This window comes from Rhizobium sp. GR12, assembly GCF_036596185.1.
GTDB classification, from domain to species: Bacteria; Pseudomonadota; Alphaproteobacteria; order Rhizobiales; family Rhizobiaceae; genus Agrobacterium; species Agrobacterium nepotum.
Window position 1 is genome coordinate 1 of sequence record NZ_JASXTH010000021.1, and the last position, 18607, is coordinate 18607.

General features: G+C 58.7%; 17 protein-coding genes. 7 read left to right on the forward strand and 10 right to left on the reverse strand.

Annotation, left to right across the window (positions count from 1 at the left end; genetic code table 11):
* Positions 1-150: 150 nt before the first annotated feature.
* Positions 151-1260: a calcium:proton antiporter gene (locus tag QSK43_RS25335; RefSeq protein WP_332305784.1), complete on the reverse strand. Its 1110-nt coding sequence runs from the start codon at positions 1258-1260 to the stop codon at positions 151-153.
* A 195-nt stretch (positions 1261-1455) separates the two neighbouring features.
* Here QSK43_RS25335 and QSK43_RS25340 point away from each other — a divergent pair, with 195 nt between their 5' ends.
* Positions 1456-1722 (forward strand): DUF2188 domain-containing protein, encoded by a 267-nt coding sequence (locus QSK43_RS25340; protein ID WP_045018964.1) that lies wholly within the window; start codon positions 1456-1458, stop codon positions 1720-1722.
* Positions 1723-1831: 109 nt separating this feature from the next.
* On the opposite strand, the gene QSK43_RS25345 is transcribed toward QSK43_RS25340, so the two are convergent.
* The gene (locus tag QSK43_RS25345; protein ID WP_045018963.1) at positions 1832-2776 is read right to left on the reverse strand and encodes a LysR family transcriptional regulator; all 945 of its coding nucleotides are present in this window, start codon (positions 2774-2776) and stop codon (positions 1832-1834) included.
* A gap of 90 nt (positions 2777-2866) precedes the next feature.
* Between QSK43_RS25345 and QSK43_RS25350 the strand changes: the two genes are divergently transcribed.
* Positions 2867-3904: an NAD(P)H-binding protein gene (locus QSK43_RS25350; protein WP_332305785.1), complete on the forward strand. Its 1038-nt coding sequence runs from the start codon at positions 2867-2869 to the stop codon at positions 3902-3904.
* On the forward strand, positions 3904-4293 hold the full coding sequence (locus QSK43_RS25355) for a DUF6220 domain-containing protein (protein WP_332305786.1): 390 nt from the start codon (positions 3904-3906) through the stop codon (positions 4291-4293). The genes QSK43_RS25350 and QSK43_RS25355 overlap by 1 nt, the downstream gene beginning before the upstream one ends.
* A gap of 56 nt (positions 4294-4349) precedes the next feature.
* On the opposite strand, the gene QSK43_RS25360 is transcribed toward QSK43_RS25355, so the two are convergent.
* The 4 genes from QSK43_RS25360 to trxB form a co-directional block, all read right to left on the reverse strand.
* Complete coding sequence (locus tag QSK43_RS25360) at positions 4350-5462, reverse strand: alkene reductase (RefSeq protein ID WP_332305787.1); 1113 nt, start codon at positions 5460-5462, stop codon at positions 4350-4352.
* 127 nt (positions 5463-5589) lie between these two features.
* Entirely contained in the window at positions 5590-5880 is a 291-nt protein-coding gene (locus QSK43_RS25365; RefSeq protein WP_045018958.1) for an ArsR/SmtB family transcription factor, read from the reverse strand.
* A 602-nt stretch (positions 5881-6482) separates the two neighbouring features.
* Entirely contained in the window at positions 6483-7379 is an 897-nt protein-coding gene (locus tag QSK43_RS25370) for a LysR family transcriptional regulator VtlR (protein WP_332305818.1), read from the reverse strand.
* 24 nt (positions 7380-7403) lie between these two features.
* The gene (gene trxB, locus QSK43_RS25375; protein WP_332305788.1) at positions 7404-8378 is read right to left on the reverse strand and encodes a thioredoxin-disulfide reductase; all 975 of its coding nucleotides are present in this window, start codon (positions 8376-8378) and stop codon (positions 7404-7406) included.
* A gap of 252 nt (positions 8379-8630) precedes the next feature.
* Between trxB and QSK43_RS25380 the strand changes: the two genes are divergently transcribed.
* Positions 8631-9098: an Lrp/AsnC family transcriptional regulator gene (locus QSK43_RS25380; RefSeq protein WP_045018954.1), complete on the forward strand. Its 468-nt coding sequence runs from the start codon at positions 8631-8633 to the stop codon at positions 9096-9098.
* Between the two features lie 21 nt (positions 9099-9119).
* On the opposite strand, the gene QSK43_RS25385 is transcribed toward QSK43_RS25380, so the two are convergent.
* Together QSK43_RS25385 and greA are read right to left on the reverse strand one after the other, a co-directional pair.
* Positions 9120-10175, reverse strand: a complete 1056-nt coding sequence (locus QSK43_RS25385; RefSeq protein WP_332305789.1) for a glycosyltransferase family 4 protein — start codon at positions 10173-10175, stop codon at positions 9120-9122.
* Positions 10176-10321: 146 nt separating this feature from the next.
* Positions 10322-10798, reverse strand: a complete 477-nt coding sequence (gene greA / locus QSK43_RS25390) for a transcription elongation factor GreA (RefSeq protein WP_045016726.1) — start codon at positions 10796-10798, stop codon at positions 10322-10324.
* 455 nt (positions 10799-11253) lie between these two features.
* Here greA and QSK43_RS25395 point away from each other — a divergent pair, with 455 nt between their 5' ends.
* Positions 11254-12393, forward strand: coding sequence for a GGDEF domain-containing protein (locus QSK43_RS25395; RefSeq protein ID WP_332305790.1), 1140 nt, complete (start codon positions 11254-11256; stop codon positions 12391-12393).
* 108 nt (positions 12394-12501) lie between these two features.
* Here QSK43_RS25395 and carB read toward each other — a convergent pair whose 3' ends face one another.
* Together carB and QSK43_RS25405 are read right to left on the reverse strand one after the other, a co-directional pair.
* Positions 12502-15990 carry a carbamoyl-phosphate synthase large subunit gene (carB, locus tag QSK43_RS25400; RefSeq protein ID WP_332305791.1) on the reverse strand — a complete coding sequence of 1163 codons (3489 nt, stop codon included), beginning with the start codon at positions 15988-15990 and terminating at the stop codon, positions 12502-12504.
* Between the two features lie 156 nt (positions 15991-16146).
* Positions 16147-17013 carry a LytTR family DNA-binding domain-containing protein gene (locus QSK43_RS25405; RefSeq protein ID WP_332305792.1) on the reverse strand — a complete coding sequence of 289 codons (867 nt, stop codon included), beginning with the start codon at positions 17011-17013 and terminating at the stop codon, positions 16147-16149.
* Between the two features lie 47 nt (positions 17014-17060).
* On the opposite strand from QSK43_RS25405, the gene QSK43_RS25410 reads away from it, so the two are divergent.
* Together QSK43_RS25410 and ypfJ are read left to right on the forward strand one after the other, a co-directional pair.
* Complete coding sequence (locus QSK43_RS25410; protein WP_332305793.1) at positions 17061-17549, forward strand: DUF2306 domain-containing protein; 489 nt, start codon at positions 17061-17063, stop codon at positions 17547-17549.
* Positions 17550-17646: 97 nt separating this feature from the next.
* The gene (gene ypfJ / locus QSK43_RS25415) at positions 17647-18579 is read left to right on the forward strand and encodes a KPN_02809 family neutral zinc metallopeptidase (RefSeq protein WP_332305794.1); all 933 of its coding nucleotides are present in this window, start codon (positions 17647-17649) and stop codon (positions 18577-18579) included.
* Positions 18580-18607 lie beyond the last annotated feature (28 nt).

Genomic DNA, 18607 nt, shown 5'->3' on the forward strand with positions numbered 1-18607 from the left:
CGTCGCCAAACGCTCGAACACAAGTAGAATCAACACCGTGCGCCTTGTCTACAAAATTTAAACCGGACAGTAGTGGGACAAGCCCAAGGATGACGTTGTGCGGGAGGGCAGCGTTGTCATCACCCTCGGCCCGGCAGCTTACCGGGCTTTTTAAAGCCCGAGAAACAACAGCATGATGAAGGTGGCGAAGAGGATGAAATGCGTCATTCCCTCGATCGCGTTGGTTTCTCCGTCATTCAAATTGATGGCGGCGGCGATGAGGGTGATGAAGACCATGACGGTCTGGACCGGTGTCATCGCCATCACGAAGGGCTGGCCGGTGTAAAGCGCGATGCCCTCCATCACCGGCACTGTCAGGATAACCGTCGAGAGCGAGGCGCCCATGGCGATATTGACCACGGCCTGCATGCGGTTGCGCAATGCGGACCTGAGTGCGGTCAGGATTTCCGGCGATGCAGAGATCGTCGCGACCACCACTGCCATCAGCGCCGGTGGGGCGCTTGTGCCTTCGAGGCTCTCGCTTAGGAAGGCCGCCATGAATTCCGCCAGCACGCCGATCAGCACCACGCCTGCGATGATGAGACCGATGGAGAGGGATGCGCTGCCTTCCTCTCCCTCTTCCTCCGCGTGGCTGTCGGATGGTTGACCGTCCGGGCGTGCCTTGCGCGGATAGGCGTAGCTGAAGAAATAGCTGTGCGTGCCGACCTGCATTTTGAGAAACAGCGCGTAAAGCGCGATCATTGCGACGATGGTGAAGGCGGAATAGACGTGCCAGCTTTGATCGGGGATGAATTCCGGCACGATCATCGAGATGCCCATGGCGGTGAGGATCATGACGCCGTAGGTCTTGCCGGAATCGTCATTATAGGGCTGCTCACCGTGGCGAAGGCCGCCGAGCAGGGCGGCCAGGCCCAGAATGCCGTTGATGTCGATCATCACGGCGGAATAGATTGTGTCGCGCACCAGGGTCGGCGAACTGGATTCGCTCATGATGATGGCAAGGATCAGCACTTCCACCGCCACCGCCGAGAGTGTCAGGATCATCGTGCCATAGGGATCGCCGACTTTGGTCGCCAGGATTTCTGCGTGATGCGCGACCCGCACCGACACCAGAATGATCATGCCGATGAGCGCGATCGCGGCGATGAGCGAGGCCGTTTTGCCGGCCTCGAATATTGCATGTTCGGCCATGTAGGCGACGATCGCCGCAGGTATGGCCAGGAGCAGCATGCGCTCCTGTTTCAAAATAGAACCCACCATCGATTTCCCCTCTCCTGACAGTGTGAGGCTGTGACGTATCGTCGTTAAGATCAAGCAGGATTTGCGCTTGAGTGCTTTTGGTAGGATAGTGATGTCGTCTGGACATGCTGCTCGTGCCGCGGTGTCCCCCTCGAGTGCAATGCTTGAAGCGCGGTTGTGGTTGCCATGTCACCTACTGAAACAGGAGGAACATGCATGACCAAAGTGGTATATGAAATCGTCGAACATGACGGGGGCTTCGCTTACCGCATGAACGGCGCTTATTCCGAAACATTTCCGTCCTATGCCGATGCCGTCGAGGCCGCGCGCATCGTTGCCGCCGAACAGCAGGTGGGCGGCGATGACGAGGAAATCAGCTATCAGGACGAGCGCGGCCAGTGGCATGAAGAATATAGCCAGGGCGGCGATCGGCCGGAAGCGGAGGTGGTCGACAAGGTTTCGCCTCCCGCCAGGCCGTTTTGATGAAGGGTTTCAGCATTTCCGGTGAAAACGGCATCATCCTCCATGCTTCGCCGGTTTGTTTCATGCAAGTGCGGACGCAAGGTCGCGTGGCATCGATGGCGCAATGACGTCAGCGCCGTTGTGGCGGCGCGCCCGGATCGGTTTCCTTGAGATGAGCCTTGAGGCCTTCGACAAGGGCGCTGAACAGGGCACGGCATCGCGGCGAGGTCTTGAGATTTTCATGCATCGCGACCCAGGTATGCAGCGGGATGTCGATTTTCGGAAGGACCTGGACAAGCCGAGGGTCCTTGCGCGCCAGACCGATCTGACAGACGCCGATGCCCGCGCTGGCGCGGATCATGGCAAGCTGAGCAAGATTGCTATCGGCGCGGATTGCAAAGGAAATTTCTTCCGTGTCCGGTATCTCCGGATCGATTGAACGCATGCGCTGCACGGCCGCGCGAATGAAGGGCGTCTTGCGGTCGAAACCGATGAGGCGATGATCTTCAAGGTCGCCCATGTCTTTCGGAGTGCCGGCTTTCGCCAGATAGTCGCGCGTCGCGTGAAATCCCAGACGGAAATTGCCGATATAACGCATCACGATCGCATCCTGCTGCGGTTCGGTCATGCGAATGGCGATGTCGGCCTCGCGCCGCAAAAGATCTTCCAGCGAATCGGAGAGCGAAAGCTCGATTTCAAGCCGGGGATGAACCTCCTGCATGGCCGTAATGATCGGCGGCAGCATTTCCACGCCGATGATATCCGAGGCGCTGATACGCACCGTGCCTTCGATCTTGCCGACTTCGCCGGAGGCGGCGCGCATGAGGGCTGAGGCCGTCGCTGCCAGATTTTCCGCATAGGGCCGGAGCGCGAGTGCGGCTTCCGTCGGCATCAACCCGTGCGGCGAGCGGATGAACAGCGGAAAGCCGACGGTTTCTTCCAGCGCGCTGATGTGGCGCCCAGCCGTCGGCTGGGTGATGCCGAGTTCGCGGGCAGCGGCGGAAAGCGAGCCGTCACGCAGCACGCTGAGGAAGGTCCGGTAAAAATCCCAACTGACATTGCGGCTTTTGAACATAAGATTTTGTATAGCTGTTCCACTTATTTCGACAATTTCGTATATCGCCTGACGGGTCGATACTCCAGCCCACAGGAAGGAGTAACCACCATGATATATGAAAATCAGGCAACTACAGCAGGGAATGACCAGCCTCTGGCCTTGATCATCGGGGCGAATGGCGGTGTCGGCAACCATGTTTCGAAGATGCTGCTGCAGCGCGGCTGGCGGGTGAGGGCGATGACACGACAACCGGTCTCGACCGACGCCGCTGATGGCGTCGAGCGCGTGACTGGTGACGCCATGAACCGGCAGGATGTGGTGACGGCGGCAAACGGCGCCACGCTCATCGTCCATGCGGTCAATCCTCCGGGATATCGCAACTGGGACAAGCAGGTGCTGCCGATGCTCGACAACACCATTGCCGCCGCCGAGGCCTGCGGGGCGAGGATCGTGTTTCCGGGCAGCGTCTATAATTTCGGCTCTGACGCTTTTCCGCTCCTGACGGAAGACAGTCCGCAAAGGCCTTTCACCCGCAAGGGCGTCCTGCGCGTGGAAATGGAGCGGCGGCTAAAAATGGCCTCGATGCGCGGCGTGCCGGTGCTGATCGTCCGCGCCGGGGATTTTTTCGGCCCGGACGCGAAAAACAACTGGTTTTCGCAAATGCTGGTGCGGCCGGGCAAGCCGGTCCGCAGCGTTCAGAACCCGGCACATCCCCACGCCGGGCATCAATGGGCCTATCTGCCTGACGTTGCGGAGACGATCGGGCGGCTGCTTGATTGCTCGGACGAACTTCAGACTTTTGCCGTCTACCACATGGAGGGGTTCTGGGATTTCGACGGGCTGGAACTGGTCGCGGCAATCGAGCGCGTGGTGGTTCACCCGGTCAAGATGCGGCGACTTTCCTGGTGGGCCATGGGGCTGGCCGCGCCTTTCGTGCCATTGTTCCGTGAAGTCCGGGAAATGAAATATCTCTGGCAGATGCCGATCCGGATGAGCAATCGCAAGCTTGTGGATTTTCTCGGAACGGAACCGCGAACGCCGATCGATGCCGCGGTATCAGCGACACTGGCGAGCCTCGGATGCCTTGAACAGGTGCCGCAACCGGCGAACCTTCGCCGTCCGGCCGATGCCGGGAGTAGTGTGTGATGGTGATAACGGTGAATGGATTGTCGCGCCGGCGGCGCATGTTTGCAGCGATTTCGGCAGGCGTGCCGGTGCTGGTTTTCGCGCAGGTGCTGCTGGCCGGGCTGTCGATCTATTATGACGGGTCGCTGCTTTCGGTCCACAAGGGGCTTGGCATTTTCATTGCCGTTCCCATCGTGTCGCTGGTGGTCTTTGCCCTGCGCTATGAAGATGTCCGGCCGAACCTTGCCCGAGCGCTGGTGCTGCTCGGCCTCTATTGTCTTCAGGTGGCGCTGATGAGCATCGGCCGGGAAACGGGCAATGGCTTTTTGCAGGCGCTGCATGTCGCCAATGCCTTCGTCATGGGCGCGTTTTCCGATTTTGCCGCGCGGCAGGCGCGAAGCCTACCTTAAAACAGCAAAACGCCGCACCGCTGTGGAGCGGTGCGGCGTCTTGGATTTATCACTTATCAGCCAAGCGCCGGATAGTCGGTATAGCCTTCGGCCCCGCCACCATAGAAGGTCGGCTGGTTCGGCTCGTTCAGCGGCGCGTCGTTTTTGAAGCGGCGCACCAGATCCGGGTTGGCGATGAAGGCCTTGCCGAAGGCGACGGCATCGACCTTGCCGCTTTCAACGGCTTCGATTGCGCTGTCACGGTCGTAACCATTATTGGCGATCCACAGGCCCTTGCCGCCGGCGTTACGATAGGCGGCTTTGAAAGCGGCGTAATCGAAGGGCTTGTCGCCCTGCTTGAAGTCGCGCGGACCACCCGTCGCACCTTCAACGACATGGATGAAGGCGAGACCCCGCTTGCCAAGTTCTTCCGCCACGTAATTATAGAGCGGCTGCGGATCGGCCTCGAAAATGTCGTTGGCGGGGGTGACGGGGGACAGGCGGATGCCGGTGCGGCCCGCGCCGATCTCTTCGGCAACCGCATCCACTGCTTCCAGCAGGAAACGGGCGCGATTTTCAATCGAACCGCCATAGTCGTCGGTGCGCTGGTTGGTGCTGGATTTCAGGAACTGCTCGATCAGATAACCGTTGGCGGCATGGATTTCGACGCCGTCGAAACCGGCCTCAAGTGCTGCGCGCGCACCGGTGCGGTAGTCTTCGAGGATAAGGCCGATATCGTCAATGGTCAGCGCACGGGGTTCGGAGGTTTCCGCAAAGGTGCCGGTGCCATCATCATTGATGATATAGGTCTTGGACTTGGCCGGGATGGCGGAAGGGGCGACGGGCTGGCCGCCATGCGGCTGGAGCGACGTGTGGGAAATACGCCCGACATGCCATATCTGCGCCACGATCTTGCCGCCTGCCGAATGCACGCCGTTCGTGATCTTCTTCCAGCCCTCGATTGCTTCCCGCTTGTAGAGGCCCGGAACGTCGGCATAACCCTGACCCTGCTGGGAAATCGGCGTGCCTTCCGTGACGATCAGCCCGGCTGTTGCGCGCTGTTCGTAATAGGTGGCGTTGAGGTTGTTGGGAATTGCCCCCGGCGAGCGGTTGCGGGTGAGGGGAGCCATGACGATACGGTTGGCGAGTGCGATATCGCCGGCCTGTGCCGGTTCGAAAAGACTGGTCATGCGACTTCACTTTCTGGTCGGTTGGCAAAATTGCGCGGCTGGCGCGCTGTCTTTTTGTCTGGGCATCGGAGAGAAAACCGCCTTGCAGCTTTCGGTCCGACGCCCCGGTCTTATAAGCTTGGGAGGCTCAAAGATTGGCTTGCAGATAATTGCGGAAGGCGTCGATGGTTTCCTCGTCGCGTTCGAAAAACACCCATTGCCCGACTTTCTTCGACCTTATCAGGCCGGCCGCCTGCAAAACCGCCAGATGTGACGACACCGTCGATTGCGACAGGCCGCTGATCTGGAACTGGTTGGCGCATACGCCCATGCTGAGCGGATGGTCCTGGCAGAAGTGACTTTCCGGGCTTTTCAGCCATTCAAGGAACTTCAGCCTTGCAGGGTGTGAAAGGGCTTTGAGGATTTCCTCCGGGTTCATCAGCGTTTCTCTAATATCTGGTGTTTCCGATATTTATATCGATTATTTCCGATATACAATTCACGTCTCCGTGAGGACCTTATCTGCGGCGGCGCAGCGTCTTCCAAAAAAGAAGGCCGCTGGATTTCTCCGCGGCCTGATAAGTTTGAAGGTTAAAACCTCCAGAGGGGAACAGCTGTCGCGTGCATAGGCAAGCGTGACAGCTAACTAAAATATGGGAGTGGCAAGAATACAAAACAAGGTTGCATCGTGCGATATTTCGCCAAATTGGAGAAAATTCTTGCGGGTAAAAAAAGAGGGCCGCCGGATAGATCCAGGGCCCTTTAAGTGTGAAGGTTAAAAACCTCCAGAGGGGAACAGCTGATGCGGTGGAACTGGGAGGAAAAGCCACCGTGTGCATCAACTGAGAGCGATATGGTGCTTTTTTGTGCACGAAACAACTCTTCTTTGTGCAGGTCAGGCATGCGCTTGATGCAAGTCTGGATATTTCCGGTATATTTTATGTGCAAAGCTGGAGAGCGGCATCTATGTGCCGCTCTCACGCGCCATTGTGCAAACTATTGAATTCAAACAATTATATCTGCTCGTCGGCTATTTAAACGTCAGAAGTTCCAGTTCCGTGCCTTGGCGACGACGAAATCCCGGAAGACTTTCAGTTTTGCAGCGTTTTTCATCTCGTCGGGATAACAGAAGTAGGTATCGAACGAGGGAATATCGGCGGCAAGCGAAAGCTGAATCAGTCCCGGGTCGCGCCCGACGATGTAATCGGGCAAACAGGCGATACCTATCCCCAGAAGGCAGGCGCGCTTGATCGAGGTCTGGCTGTTGATCTGCAGATGTGGAATGCGCGTGTTGTCCGACGAGCGCCCCGCATTTTCCAGCCAGTTGACATCGAGCAGGTAGTTGGGTGCCGGTTCGCCGAAGGAGATGACGCGGTGATTGTCCAGATCCTCGATCGACTGCGGCTCGCCGTGGCGGTTGATATAGGAGGGAGCCGCATAGACGTGCATGTGAACCGTGAACAGCTTGCGCTGGATGAGGTCCGATTGCTGCGGCTGGCGCAGGCGGATGGCGCAATCGGCGTGCCGCATGTTCACATCCAGTTCCTCATTGTCGAGGATGAGCTGGATCGACATTTCCGGATAAAGTTGCAGGAACTCCTGCACCTTGTCCGTCAGCCACCCCTGGCCGAGACCGACGGTCGTCGTCACGCGCAGCTTGCCGCTCGGCTTCTCCGTTGTTTCGGTCAGTTGCATCTTGACGGTTTCAAGCTTCAGCAGCACGTCATGGGCAGTGCGATAAAGCAGTTCGCCCTGCTCGGTGAGGATCAGACCTCGGGCATGACGGTGAAACAGCTTGACGCCGACATCCTGTTCCAGCGCGCTGACCTGACGGCTGATGGCCGACTGGGACAAATGCAGCTTGTCGGCAGCGTGGGTAAAAGACCCCGCTTCGGCTGCGGCATGAAAAATGCGCAGTTTATCCCAGTCCAATGGCATTGCCATGCCTATCCTGCCTTTCGGTTATTCCGCTGCTACCGCGAGCGGTTGTTGCGCGGTGAGATACCGTTCTGCTTCGAGAGCTGCCATGCAGCCCATGCCGGCGGCGGTGATTGCCTGGCGGTAAATATCGTCGGTGACGTCGCCGGCCGCGAAAATACCTTCCACGTCGGTCGCCGTGGAATCGGGTGCGGTCCACATGTAACCATTGTCCTTGAGCTTCACCTTGCCCTTGAACAGTTCGACCGCCGGCGCATGGCCGATGGCGACGAAGACGCCGTCGATCGGCGTGTCGCTGATCGCACCGGTCTTGGTGTCACGCAGCCTCACACCCGAGACGGAGGGCGGCATGGGCGGCTTGGCGGGTGCGCCGGTGATTTCGGCGATTTCCGTGTTCCACAGGATCTTGACGTTTTCCTTGGCGAAAAGCCGTTGCTGAAGGATCTTCTCCGAGCGGAAGCTGTCGCGGCGATGCACGACGGTCACTGATTTCGCGATATGGGCGAGATAGAGCGCTTCTTCCACGGCGGAGTTGCCGCCGCCGACCACGATCACATCCTTGTTGCGATAGAAGAAACCGTCGCAGGTCGCACAGGCCGAAACACCGAAGCCCTGAAATTGCTGTTCGCTCTCAATGCCGAGCCACTTGGCCTTGGCGCCGGTGGCGATGATCAGCGTGTCCGCGGTCCAGACCTGACCGGAATCGGTCTTGACCACGAAGGGGCGCGTGTTGGTTTCGACTTCGGTCACGAGGTCGCTGACGATTTCAGCGCCCACATGCGTTGCCTGTTTCAGCATCTGGTCCATCAGCCAGGGGCCCTGGATCGGATCGGCGAAGCCCGGATAGTTCTCGACATCGGTGGTGATCATCAACTGGCCACCCTGTTCCATGCCGGCAATCAGCACGGGTTTCAGCATTGCGCGGGCCGCGTAGATCGCAGCCGTATACCCGGCGGGACCAGAGCCAATGATCAATACCTTGGTATGGCGGGCAGACATGGAAACATTCCTTTCAATAGCGGGGCCTTTCGGCAGCAGAGCCTTCCAGCCGCAAGACGGCGGACAGGGCCACAACCCCTTCGTTGGCAGGTATTTAAGGTTGTCTAGTGCCTTTATTCAAGGGCAGCCTTGCGTTACCAACAAGGCAGTTGTGGATGCGTGCGCAATTTTGTGACCGGCCGGCGGCATATTGTTGCGAATCCTGTACCAAATAGTACAAGGAAGTTCTCCAGCTAAACGAGGAACTTCTCCGTGACCAGCGTCGAACTCGATGCCATCGATCTGAAAATCCTGCGCGAATTGCAGCGTGACGGGCGTATGACCAATGTGGAGCTGGCCGAACGGGTCGGGATTTCCGCTCCGCCATGCCTCAGGCGCGTCCGCAAGCTGGAAGAAGCTGATGTGATCGAGGGGTATCACGCCATGTTGAATGCGCCGAAACTGGGTTTCGATCTCGTCGCCTTCTGCATGGTCGGTCTCAAGCGCCAGTCGGACAGCAATCTGAAAGCCTTTGCGGCGGCGACGGGTGGATGGTCGCTGGTGCGGCAGGCATGGATGGTGTCCGGCGAAAGCGATTTCCTGCTGCATTGCATTGCCAGAAACCTGACCGAGTTTCAGGATTTCGTCATCGAGGTTCTGACGGCCGACGAAAACGTCGATACGGTGCGCACCATGCTCACCATCCGTCAGGTCAAGCGCGTCGGTCTCGTGGAGATCTGAACGGCGACGCCTTGCCGCCGCTTACCCGCGCCGCAGCGCGTCGTAGATCGTGCCGAGGCTTGTCGCCTCTTTTTCCAGCGGGAATACATTGCGCACATGCGCAAGCCCGGCACGGGCATGGTCCCTGGCGAGGGCTGGGTCGGCAAGATAGGGTTTTATCGCATCCCGCAGGGATGGGTAGTCGCCGGCTTCGACGACCATGCCGGTCTCGCCCCTGACGATCATCTCCTCATAGGCCCCGGCATTGCTGGCGACGACGGCGGTTTCCGAAGCCATGGCTTCGAGCGGCGTCAAGCCGAAACCCTCGTTGCGCGACGGCGCGACGTAAAGCGTCAGCCGCCGATACCACGGCTTGATGTCGTCCACTTCGCCTTGAAACACGATGCGGTCCGAGAGGCCGGCGGCTGCGACATCGGCTGCGAGCTTATCGGCGAAGGCTTTGTGTTCGGGGGTTACGCGACCGGAAACGACCGCCGTCCATTCGGGGTGGGCGGGCAGAAGCTCGATCATGGCGCGCACGAAAAGGTCGGTACCCTTCTGGTGGCGCACCCGTCCGAAACAGCCGATCAGATACTGGCCCGGCAGGCCGGTCGACGCGATCGTGTCTTCGGGACCATTTCCCGGATGAAACAGGTCGGTATCGACGCCGTGCATGACGACACTATGGGGAACTTCCAGAAACGAGCCGGAGCGGCCGCTTGTCGCGACCACCGCATCCATCTTCGAAATCAGAAAGCGGGTATAGGCCGAGTGTCGCCTTTGCGCGGCCGAGGTAAAGAGCAGCTTCACCTTCATGCGCAGCACGTCACGCATAAAAATGCCCGGCAGCATTTCCAGATTGCGGCGGGCGTGCCATATGCGCGGGCCGCCGTGCGGACCGTTTTGCCAGAGCCGCCACAGATCGCGGAAACGCACATGTGGCAGATGCTGGGGCAGGCCGGGTCCGATGACCGCTACCTTCTGCCCCAGCCGGTTTTGCACCGGGATAAGCTGGACGATGGTGGAGGTGACGCCGGAGAGCCGGCGTTTGAAGTTCGGCGCAAGCACCTGCACATCTTTCAGACTGGCGTGGGGCAAGATGAGCTTCCGTCTTTGCGGCAGATTCGAAGTGCTAGGGCGTTCTTGTGCAACGTCGTTTCGGACGCGGAGCGCTCCAGGGTGCGTTCAGTTCGATACGTTGGAAAGCAATGCGCCCGTAGCGGGCGCATTGCATTTGAGGGCAATCAGCCCCACTGCACCGCGAGAATCTCGTAACCCTTGGCGCCGCCCGGAGCGTTGACTTCAATGCTGTCGCCGACTTCCTTGCCGATGAGGGCGCGGGCGATGGGCGAGGAAATGGAAATACGGCCAGCCTTCACATCGGCTTCCTGGTCGCCAACGATCTGGTAGGTCCTTTCCTCGTCGCTATCCTCGTCGATCAGCTTCACAGTGGCGCCGAATTTGATCTTGGAACCGGACATCTTGGACAGGTCGATGACTTCCGCGCGTGCGGTCAGATCTTCGAGTTCGGTGATGCGGCCTTCATTGTGGCTCTGTGCTTCCTTGGCAGCGTGGTACTCGGCATTTTCCGAAAGGTCGCCATGGGCGCGCGCTTCCGCAATTGCCTCGATGATACGGGGACGTTCCTCCTGCTGACGAAAGCGCAGCTCCTCCTGCAGCTTGATGAATCCACCGTGCGTCATCGGTACTTTTTCTACCATTTTTTTATCCTTCGCAGTCCTGTCGCTTTACTTGCAGACACAAAAAGAAACAGGTTCCGGAGAGGAACTCCGGAACCATGTCAAAATCACAACTGAGCCGACTATATCAGAAGACGGCAGGGAAATGCCAGCAAATTTGAAACAGGTATATTTCTAATTTAATTCAAATACTTAGATGGAACGGTTGATCTTTTTCGAGGGGACATAGAGTGAACATGACCATTGGGAAGGCAGCGCGCAACGGTTGGCCATCTTTTCCAATGCGGCGAAATACGATGTGTCCTGCGCTTTCAGGGCATGCCGAGACCTCCGGGGGCACCGCCCCGCAGAGCGAATGGGCATATTCCCAATGTTGGAGTAATATTTTAATGTTTATTAAATTTGGAATTTTATTGTATTTTTATACTTCATAATTTAATTGTGTCGTTTCAATTTATCTATTGCGTGGGCATGTTATGTTTGGCGAACTCGATCTTACGACCGTCATATTGATGCAAAAATGTTCTTACATCGTCGGATTGTTGAGTTTCATCTACCTCAAATTGACAAATCGCGGTTTGCCTGGCCCGGCTGTTCTTGCTGCTGGCTTTGCAGCGATGGTAATCGGCTCCACACTTGCCGGTTACGGTGAATGGGGAATGATTTCGCCCGCCTTATGGCAGCTCGGCAGCGTCGTCTTCGGTATTGCGGGTTATTCGCTGATCTGGCTCGGTCTGAAAATCTTGTGCGATGGACGTTCGCCCGGAAAGTGGACCGTTTTCGTTACTAGCGCCATCGCCTTGCTGGCGATTGTCGTTGCGCAGCAAATCGCTGACAATAACGCGTTTCGCGCGGCCCTGTTCAACGGTTGCGCGGCTCTGGCCTATCTTGCGGGCGCGGTTGTTTTTCTCGCCAGCTGGGGCAGGGAACCGCTTCTTTCCCGGCTGGCGCTTGCGGCTATCACGGGCATTTCCGGGCTCATATCGCTGTTGGTGATGAAAAGCATGCTTTTCCCCGATTTTGCCAGCATCAATATCGTCGACGCGTTTTTCTTCATCATCACACTGAACTTCGCAATCGCCCTGTTCGTGATGATCCTGGTGGCCGAGCGCTCCGAGCGGAAATTGCTGGTTCTCGCAAACACCGATCCGCTGACGGGCGTCAAGAACCGGCGTTTCTTTTTCCAGGCCATGCCTGCGGTGCCAAATCCTGCGGATGCCGCCATGTTGCTCGATCTCGATCATTTCAAGGCGATCAACGACCGTTTTGGCCACGCCGTCGGCGATAGCGTTCTTCAGGAAGTGGCGAAGCGAATCGGTGGCAGCATACGCGGCGGCGATGTGCTGGCGCGTTATGGCGGCGAGGAATTCATCATCTTTCTGCCGGGTGCGGGCGTTCAGAAAGCCTGCATGATCGGCGAACGCATTCGCGATGCGGTTGCGATAACCGAGGTCGATTGCGGCGGCCTGCGCGTCGGCGTGACGATCAGCATCGGCGTCGCGACCAGCGGCGAGCTGGGTTGCGATCTCCAGACATTGGCGGAAATGGCGGACCGCGCCCTTTACCGCGCCAAGACCGAAGGGCGCAATTGCGTGCGCGAGGCTATGGCGGCGTAAGCTTCAGGGTCCTTTATGTGGCAAAGCAAAACGCCGCAGGCATGGTGACCTGCGGCGTTTCAATTGTCTTCACTACCGGAAAACCTTGAGGTTTTCCGCGCCGGAAGCTTACTGGAAATAGCTCTGCAACGGCTTGACTTCGAGGTTGCCGGCCTTCAGCGCCTTGATGGCAAGGGCTGCTGCTTCCGCACCGGCCATCGTGGTGTAATATGGCACCTTCTGCATCAGCGTCGCGCGGCGCAGCGACTTCGAGTCCGAAATCGCCTTGTTGCTGTCGGTGGTGTTGATGACGAGGTGGACCTGACGGTTGCGAATGGCGTCCTCGATATGCGGACGGCCTTCCTGCACCTTGTTGATCTTTTCGGCATTGACGCCCTGTTCGGCGAGGAAACGCTGGGTGCCGCCGGTTGCCAGCACCTTGAAGCCGCTTTCCACCAGAATGCGGATGGCGGGCAGGACGCGTTCCTTGTCGTCGTCGCGCACCGATACGAACACCGTGCCGGAGCGCGGCAGATCGACGCCCGCGCCGAGCTGGCTCTTGGCGAAAGCCAGCGCGAAATCGGTGTCGAGGCCGATGACTTCGCCGGTCGAGCGCATTTCCGGGCCAAGCAGGATATCGACGCCGGGGAAGCGCGCGAAGGGGAAGACGGCTTCCTTGACGGCGATGTGCTTCAGGTTGCGCGGATCGGGCTTTGCGCCATAGGCGGCGATTGCCGCGTCAAGCTTTTCTCCGGCCATGATGCGGGCGGCGATCTTGGCGATCGGCGCGCCGATGGTCTTGGCCACGAAAGGCACGGTGCGCGAGGCGCGCGGGTTGACTTCGAGAACGTAGATCGTGCCGTCCTTGATGGCATATTGCACGTTCATCAACCCGCCGACATTGAGCGCCTTGGCAAGCGCCGTTGTTTGGCGTTCCAGCTCGTCGAGGGTCTCCTCGCTGAGCGAACGCGACGGCAGCGAGCAGGCCGAGTCGCCCGAATGGATGCCGGCCTCTTCGATATGCTCCATGATGCCCGTGACGAAGACGTTTTCGCCATCGCACAGCGCATCGACGTCCACTTCGACGGCGTTGGTCAGGTAGCTATCGAACAGAAGTGGGTTCTTGCCGAGCAGGGTATTGATCTGGCCGGTCTTGTCGTTCGGGTAACGCTGCTTGATGTCCTCAGGTACGAGGCCCGGAACCGTATCGAGCAGATAGGTCTGGAGCTGGCCTTCCGAATGGATGATCTGCATGGCGCGGCCACCCAGAACGTAGGAGGGGCGCACGACCAGCGGGAAACCGATTTCGGAGGCGACGAGGCGCGCCTGCTCCACCGAATAGGCGATGCCGTTATTCGGCTGGGCAAGATCGAGCTTCATCAGCAGCTTCTGGAAGCGGTCGCGGTCTTCGGCAAGATCGATCATATCAGGCGCGGTGCCGAGGATCGGGATACCGTTCTTTTCCAGCGCTTCGGCGAGCTTCAGCGGCGTCTGGCCGCCGAACTGCACGATGACGCCGACCAGCTCGCCGCGCTCCTGTTCGGCGCGCAGGATTTCGATCACGTCTTCGGCCGTCAGCGGTTCGAAATAGAGACGATCGGAGGTGTCGTAGTCAGTGGAAACCGTTTCCGGGTTGCAGTTGATCATGATCGCTTCGAAACCGGCATCCTTCAACGCGAAGGCGGCATGGCAGCAGCAATAATCGAACTCGATGCCCTGGCCGATGCGGTTCGGGCCACCGCCGAGGATGACGACCTTTTTGCGGTCGGAAACCTGTGCTTCGGAGCGCGCGGCGCCAACGAAGGGAACTTCATAGGTCGAATACATGTAGGCGGTGGGCGAGGCGAATTCGGCCGCGCAGGTGTCGATGCGCTTGAAGACCGGGCGAACGTTGAGGCTGTTGCGCAGTTCGGCCACTTCCTTCGGGCGCTTGCCGGTAAGGCTTGCAAGGCGGGCATCGGCGAAGCCCATGGCCTTCAATGTCCGCAGGTTTTCGGCGTCTTGCGGCAGGCCATGTTCGCGGATGCGGGCTTCCATATCCACGATCGCCTTGAACTGGGCGATGAACCAGGGATCGATCTTGCTGTTTTCGTGAACTTCTTCTTCGCTCATGCCCATGCGCAGCGCCTGTGCGACCATGCGCAGGCGATCCGGCGTCGGCGTGCCGATGGCGGCGCGAATGGCGTTGCTGGAGCCTTCGCCTTCTTCGTGACCGGGAATTTCGATTTCATCGAGGCCGGTGAGACCGGTTTCCATGCCGCGCAGTGCCTTCTGCAGCGATTCAGCGAAAGTGCGGCCAATGGCCATGACTTCGCCGACCGACTTCATGGCGGTGGTGAGGATCGGCGAAGCGCCGGGGAATTTCTCGAAGGCGAAACGCGGGATCTTGGTGACGACATAGTCGATCGACGGTTCGAAGGAGGCAGGCGTGGCGCCGCCGGTGATGTCGTTCTCCAGCTCGTCCAGCGTGTAGCCGATGGCGAGCTTGGCGGCGATCTTGGCGATCGGGAAGCCGGTTGCCTTGGAGGCGAGAGCGGACGAGCGGGAGACGCGCGGGTTCATTTCGATGACGACGAGGCGGCCGTCCTTCGGGTTGACGGCGAACTGTACGTTCGAACCGCCGGTCTCAACGCCGATCTCGCGCAGCACCGCAATCGAGGCGTTGCGCATGATCTGGTATTCCTTGTCGGTCAGCGTCAGCGCTGGCGCGACCGTGATCGAGTCGCCCGTGTGGACGCCCATCGGGTCGATGTTTTCGATGGAGCAGATGATGATGCAATTGTCCGCCGTGTCGCGGACCACTTCCATCTCATATTCCTTCCAGCCGAGAACCGATTCCTCGACCAGCACTTCGGTGGTTGGCGAGGCGTCGAGGCCGCCGGAGACGATATCGAAAAATTCAGAGCGGTTATAGGCAATGCCGCCGCCGGTGCCGCCAAGCGTGAAGGAAGGGCGGATGATGGCGGGCAGGCCGACATGGTCGATCGCCTGGGCAGCAATCGCAATCGCATGCGCCATGTAACGCTGCTTGCGGTCGGTCTCGCCAAGGTTCCACTGGTTTTCAAGATCGTCCAGCGCCTTATCCAGATCGGCACCGGAAAGCTTCGCCTTGAGTTCGGCGCGAGCAGCTTCGTGCTTCTTGCGGTCGGCGTCCTTGATCTCTGTCGCATTGGCGAGCATGGACTTCGGCGTTTCAAGGTTGATGCGGGCCATCGCTTCGCGGAACAGGGCGCGGTCTTCTGCCATGTCGATGGCTTCGGGCTTCGCGCCGATCATTTCCACGTTGTAGCGGTCGAGAACGCCCATGCGCTTCAGGGAAAGCGCGGTGTTGAGCGCCGTCTGGCCGCCCATGGTCGGCAGCAATGCGTCCGGGCGCTCCTTGGCGATGATCTTGGCGACCACTTCGGGCGTGATAGGCTCGACATAGGTCGCGTCGGCAAGGCCCGGATCGGTCATGATCGTCGCCGGGTTTGAGTTGACCAGAATGACCCGGTAACCCTCTTCCTTCAGCGCCTTGCAGGCCTGCGTGCCGGAATAGTCGAATTCACATGCCTGACCGATAACGATCGGTCCTGCGCCAATGATGAGGATGGACTTGATATCTTGGCGCTTCGGCATGGCTCTCTCGTTCCGCGTTTTGGTTGCGCAAAACACCAGCCAGGGTGAAAAATCACCGGCCGGGGCGCGCAATTCAAAGTTTTCAGGCTAGAAGCGGCTTATAGGCAAATGTTTTTGAGAACGGAACCCCATAAATTCCGGAATCGACAGAAACTCTTAACGGATAGTGGAACGCGCGGCGAAACGGGCCTGCACCGCCGTATTATGGGAGCGGCTGACGGGGATTTCCGAGCCGTCTCTTGTCACGACATGCAGACGACCCGCCTGTTTACGCAACGAGGCGACGTCGGCATCGGCAATCCAGTGGGAACGATGCACCTGCAAGCCTTCCGTTTGGCCGATTTCCTTCATCGCATCGGCAAAACGCAACAGCACCAGCTGACGTCCTCGCGTCGTTACAACCTCCGTATAATGGTCCTGCACGGACAGCCGCAGCAATTCTCCGCGCTTTTGCGGCGGCAGCCGCTCCAGCAGCGGCGCGGTGCTTTTTACCTCACGATCGGCATCTCCATTTGCGTCCGAAACAACATCCGCAGCCGTTTCGAGTGACCGGTAGGCGGTGAGATAACTCAGCAGGCAAAAGATCGCGCAGAGCGGCAGGGCCGAGAGGCTGCTTTTCAGAAAGGACACGAAACCCATTTCCTTGCCGGAAAAGACCGTGTTCGTGATGGTCAGCAGCAGTCCGATCGGCAGGGCTGCCGTCAGTGAACCGATCATCATGCGCGCCAGCAGAGTTTCGATGCTGCCGGCAAGGATGGTGTTGGCGGTGATGGAAAAGACCAGGGCGATTGTCCAGGCGCCGGCCTGTATGACTGTCCAGTAAAGCAGCCGGTCGGCGAAACTCATGGTTTCGCTTGTTCCAAACGGCCCGGTCACAATGAAGATTGCGAGTATGGCGAGGAATGTCAGCCACAGCCTGCGCGATTGCAGGATGGCGTGCATTTCACGAAGCGTGGATTGCAAATATGGGTGATCCACGAAGTTTTCCTGCGGTTGACGCCAATCCGTTTTTCTTATGCGCATGTTTTGCCGAAATTGCCGGTGATTTCAACCGAGCCGAAACAGCATCCATGTCACTACAACCTTTGTTAGACGCACCGCTTGCCGTGCAATTTCATGTCGCCACCGTTATTCCCGCAGCCATTCTCGGCACCTTTATTTTCCTGCGCCCCAAGGGAACCGCCATCCACCGGCTGCTTGGCAAGATCTGGGTGGTGCTGATGGTCGGGACGTCTATTTCGACTTTCTTCATCCATGAATTGAGGATGTTTTACGGTTTCAGCCCGATCCACGTTCTGTCGATTTTCACCATATATGGCTGTCTGCAATCGGTCTATTTCGCACGCCGAGGCGAAATAAGGCGGCACATGCGGATCATGCAGAGTGTCTATCTCGGTAGTATTGTGATCGCCGGGGGCTTCACCTTCGTTCCGGGGCGCATCATGCACGAGATTGTTTTCGGTGACGGAAAGCCCGGTTTCGTGGTGTTTTTCGCCGGTGTTCTCGTATTTGCCTTGCTGTTTTTGACCGTCTTCAGGCAAAGGCGGAGAGCCGCCTGAGCGAATGCGCTCACCTCCGCTTTCTTCCGGAACAAGATGTACTATAGTGCCGCTATAAGGTTGCCTGTTGAGGCGACGTTTGCGGGGAGATCAGATCATGGAATGGAGAGGGCGCCGCCAGTCGGACAATATCGAGGACCGGCGCGGCATGTCGGCCGGATCGGGGCCTTCGGGTACCGATCCGTTTTCCCGTGGCGGAATGCGCGTGCCGGTCGGGCGTCGTGGTGGCGGTATCGGCATTGGCGGAATTTTGTTGATCCTTTTGATCAGCTGGGTTCTCGGCATCAATCCGCTGACGCTGCTTTCAGGCGGTGACATTTCGCTGGATGGCGGCGGCACAACGCAGCAATCCGGCAGCCAGCAAGCGGGCACACGTCCGCAAGGTCAATCGGCTGACGAGACGACGGCTTTCGTGCGCACGGTGCTGGCCGAGACCGAGGATACGTGGAGCGGCATTTTCCAGTCCGCCGGACAAACCTATGAAAAGCCGACACTGGTTCTGTTTTCGGGGCAGGTCTCGTCCGCCTGCGGATATGCTTCGGCCGCCAGCGGCCCGTTCTATTGCCCTGGTGACCGCAAGGTCTATCTCGACACCGCTTTCTTCGCAGAACTGGACAAGCGTTTCGGCGCGGCCGGTGATTTTGCGCAGGCTTATGTGATTGCGCATGAGGTGGGTCACCATATCCAGAACCTGACCGGTGTCCTACCGGAGTTCAACCGACGCCGCCAGTCCATGAGCCAGGTGGACGCCAACAAGATGTCGGTCAAGGTAGAGCTTCAGGCGGATTGCTATGCGGGCATCTGGGGCAAGTTCACGGAACAGAAGGGCATTCTGGAAACCGGCGACCTCGAGGAAGCACTCACCGCCGCCCACCAGATCGGCGACGATACCCTGCAGAAGCAGACTCAAGGATATGTGGTGCCTGATAGTTTCAACCACGGCACCTCGGCGCAGCGCATGGAATGGTTCAAGCGCGGCTTCCAGAATGGTCGTGTCGAGGATTGCGACACCTTCTCGGCGAATATTTGAGGTCAAACAGACGAGGGGGCTTTTGAGG

Coding starts and splice junctions, on each gene's coding strand:
- QSK43_RS25335 (WP_332305784.1), bottom strand. CDS start 1,260: ATGGTGGGTTCTATTTTGAAACAGGAGCGCATGCTGCTCCTGGCCATA.
- greA (WP_045016726.1), bottom strand. CDS start 10,798: ATGGTAGAAAAAGTACCGATGACGCACGGTGGATTCATCAAGCTGCAG.
- QSK43_RS25340 (WP_045018964.1), top strand. CDS start 1,456: ATGACCAAAGTGGTATATGAAATCGTCGAACATGACGGGGGCTTCGCT.
- QSK43_RS25370 (WP_332305818.1), bottom strand. CDS start 7,379: ATGCCATTGGACTGGGATAAACTGCGCATTTTTCATGCCGCAGCCGAA.
- carB (WP_332305791.1), bottom strand. CDS start 15,990: ATGCCGAAGCGCCAAGATATCAAGTCCATCCTCATCATTGGCGCAGGA.
- QSK43_RS25360 (WP_332305787.1), bottom strand. CDS start 5,462: ATGACCAGTCTTTTCGAACCGGCACAGGCCGGCGATATCGCACTCGCC.
- QSK43_RS25395 (WP_332305790.1), top strand. CDS start 11,254: ATGTTTGGCGAACTCGATCTTACGACCGTCATATTGATGCAAAAATGT.
- ypfJ (WP_332305794.1), top strand. CDS start 17,647: ATGGAATGGAGAGGGCGCCGCCAGTCGGACAATATCGAGGACCGGCGC.
- QSK43_RS25345 (WP_045018963.1), bottom strand. CDS start 2,776: ATGTTCAAAAGCCGCAATGTCAGTTGGGATTTTTACCGGACCTTCCTC.
- QSK43_RS25410 (WP_332305793.1), top strand. CDS start 17,061: ATGTCACTACAACCTTTGTTAGACGCACCGCTTGCCGTGCAATTTCAT.
- trxB (WP_332305788.1), bottom strand. CDS start 8,378: ATGTCTGCCCGCCATACCAAGGTATTGATCATTGGCTCTGGTCCCGCC.
- QSK43_RS25355 (WP_332305786.1), top strand. CDS start 3,904: ATGGTGATAACGGTGAATGGATTGTCGCGCCGGCGGCGCATGTTTGCA.
- QSK43_RS25365 (WP_045018958.1), bottom strand. CDS start 5,880: ATGAACCCGGAGGAAATCCTCAAAGCCCTTTCACACCCTGCAAGGCTG.
- QSK43_RS25350 (WP_332305785.1), top strand. CDS start 2,867: ATGATATATGAAAATCAGGCAACTACAGCAGGGAATGACCAGCCTCTG.
- QSK43_RS25405 (WP_332305792.1), bottom strand. CDS start 17,013: ATGCGCATAAGAAAAACGGATTGGCGTCAACCGCAGGAAAACTTCGTG.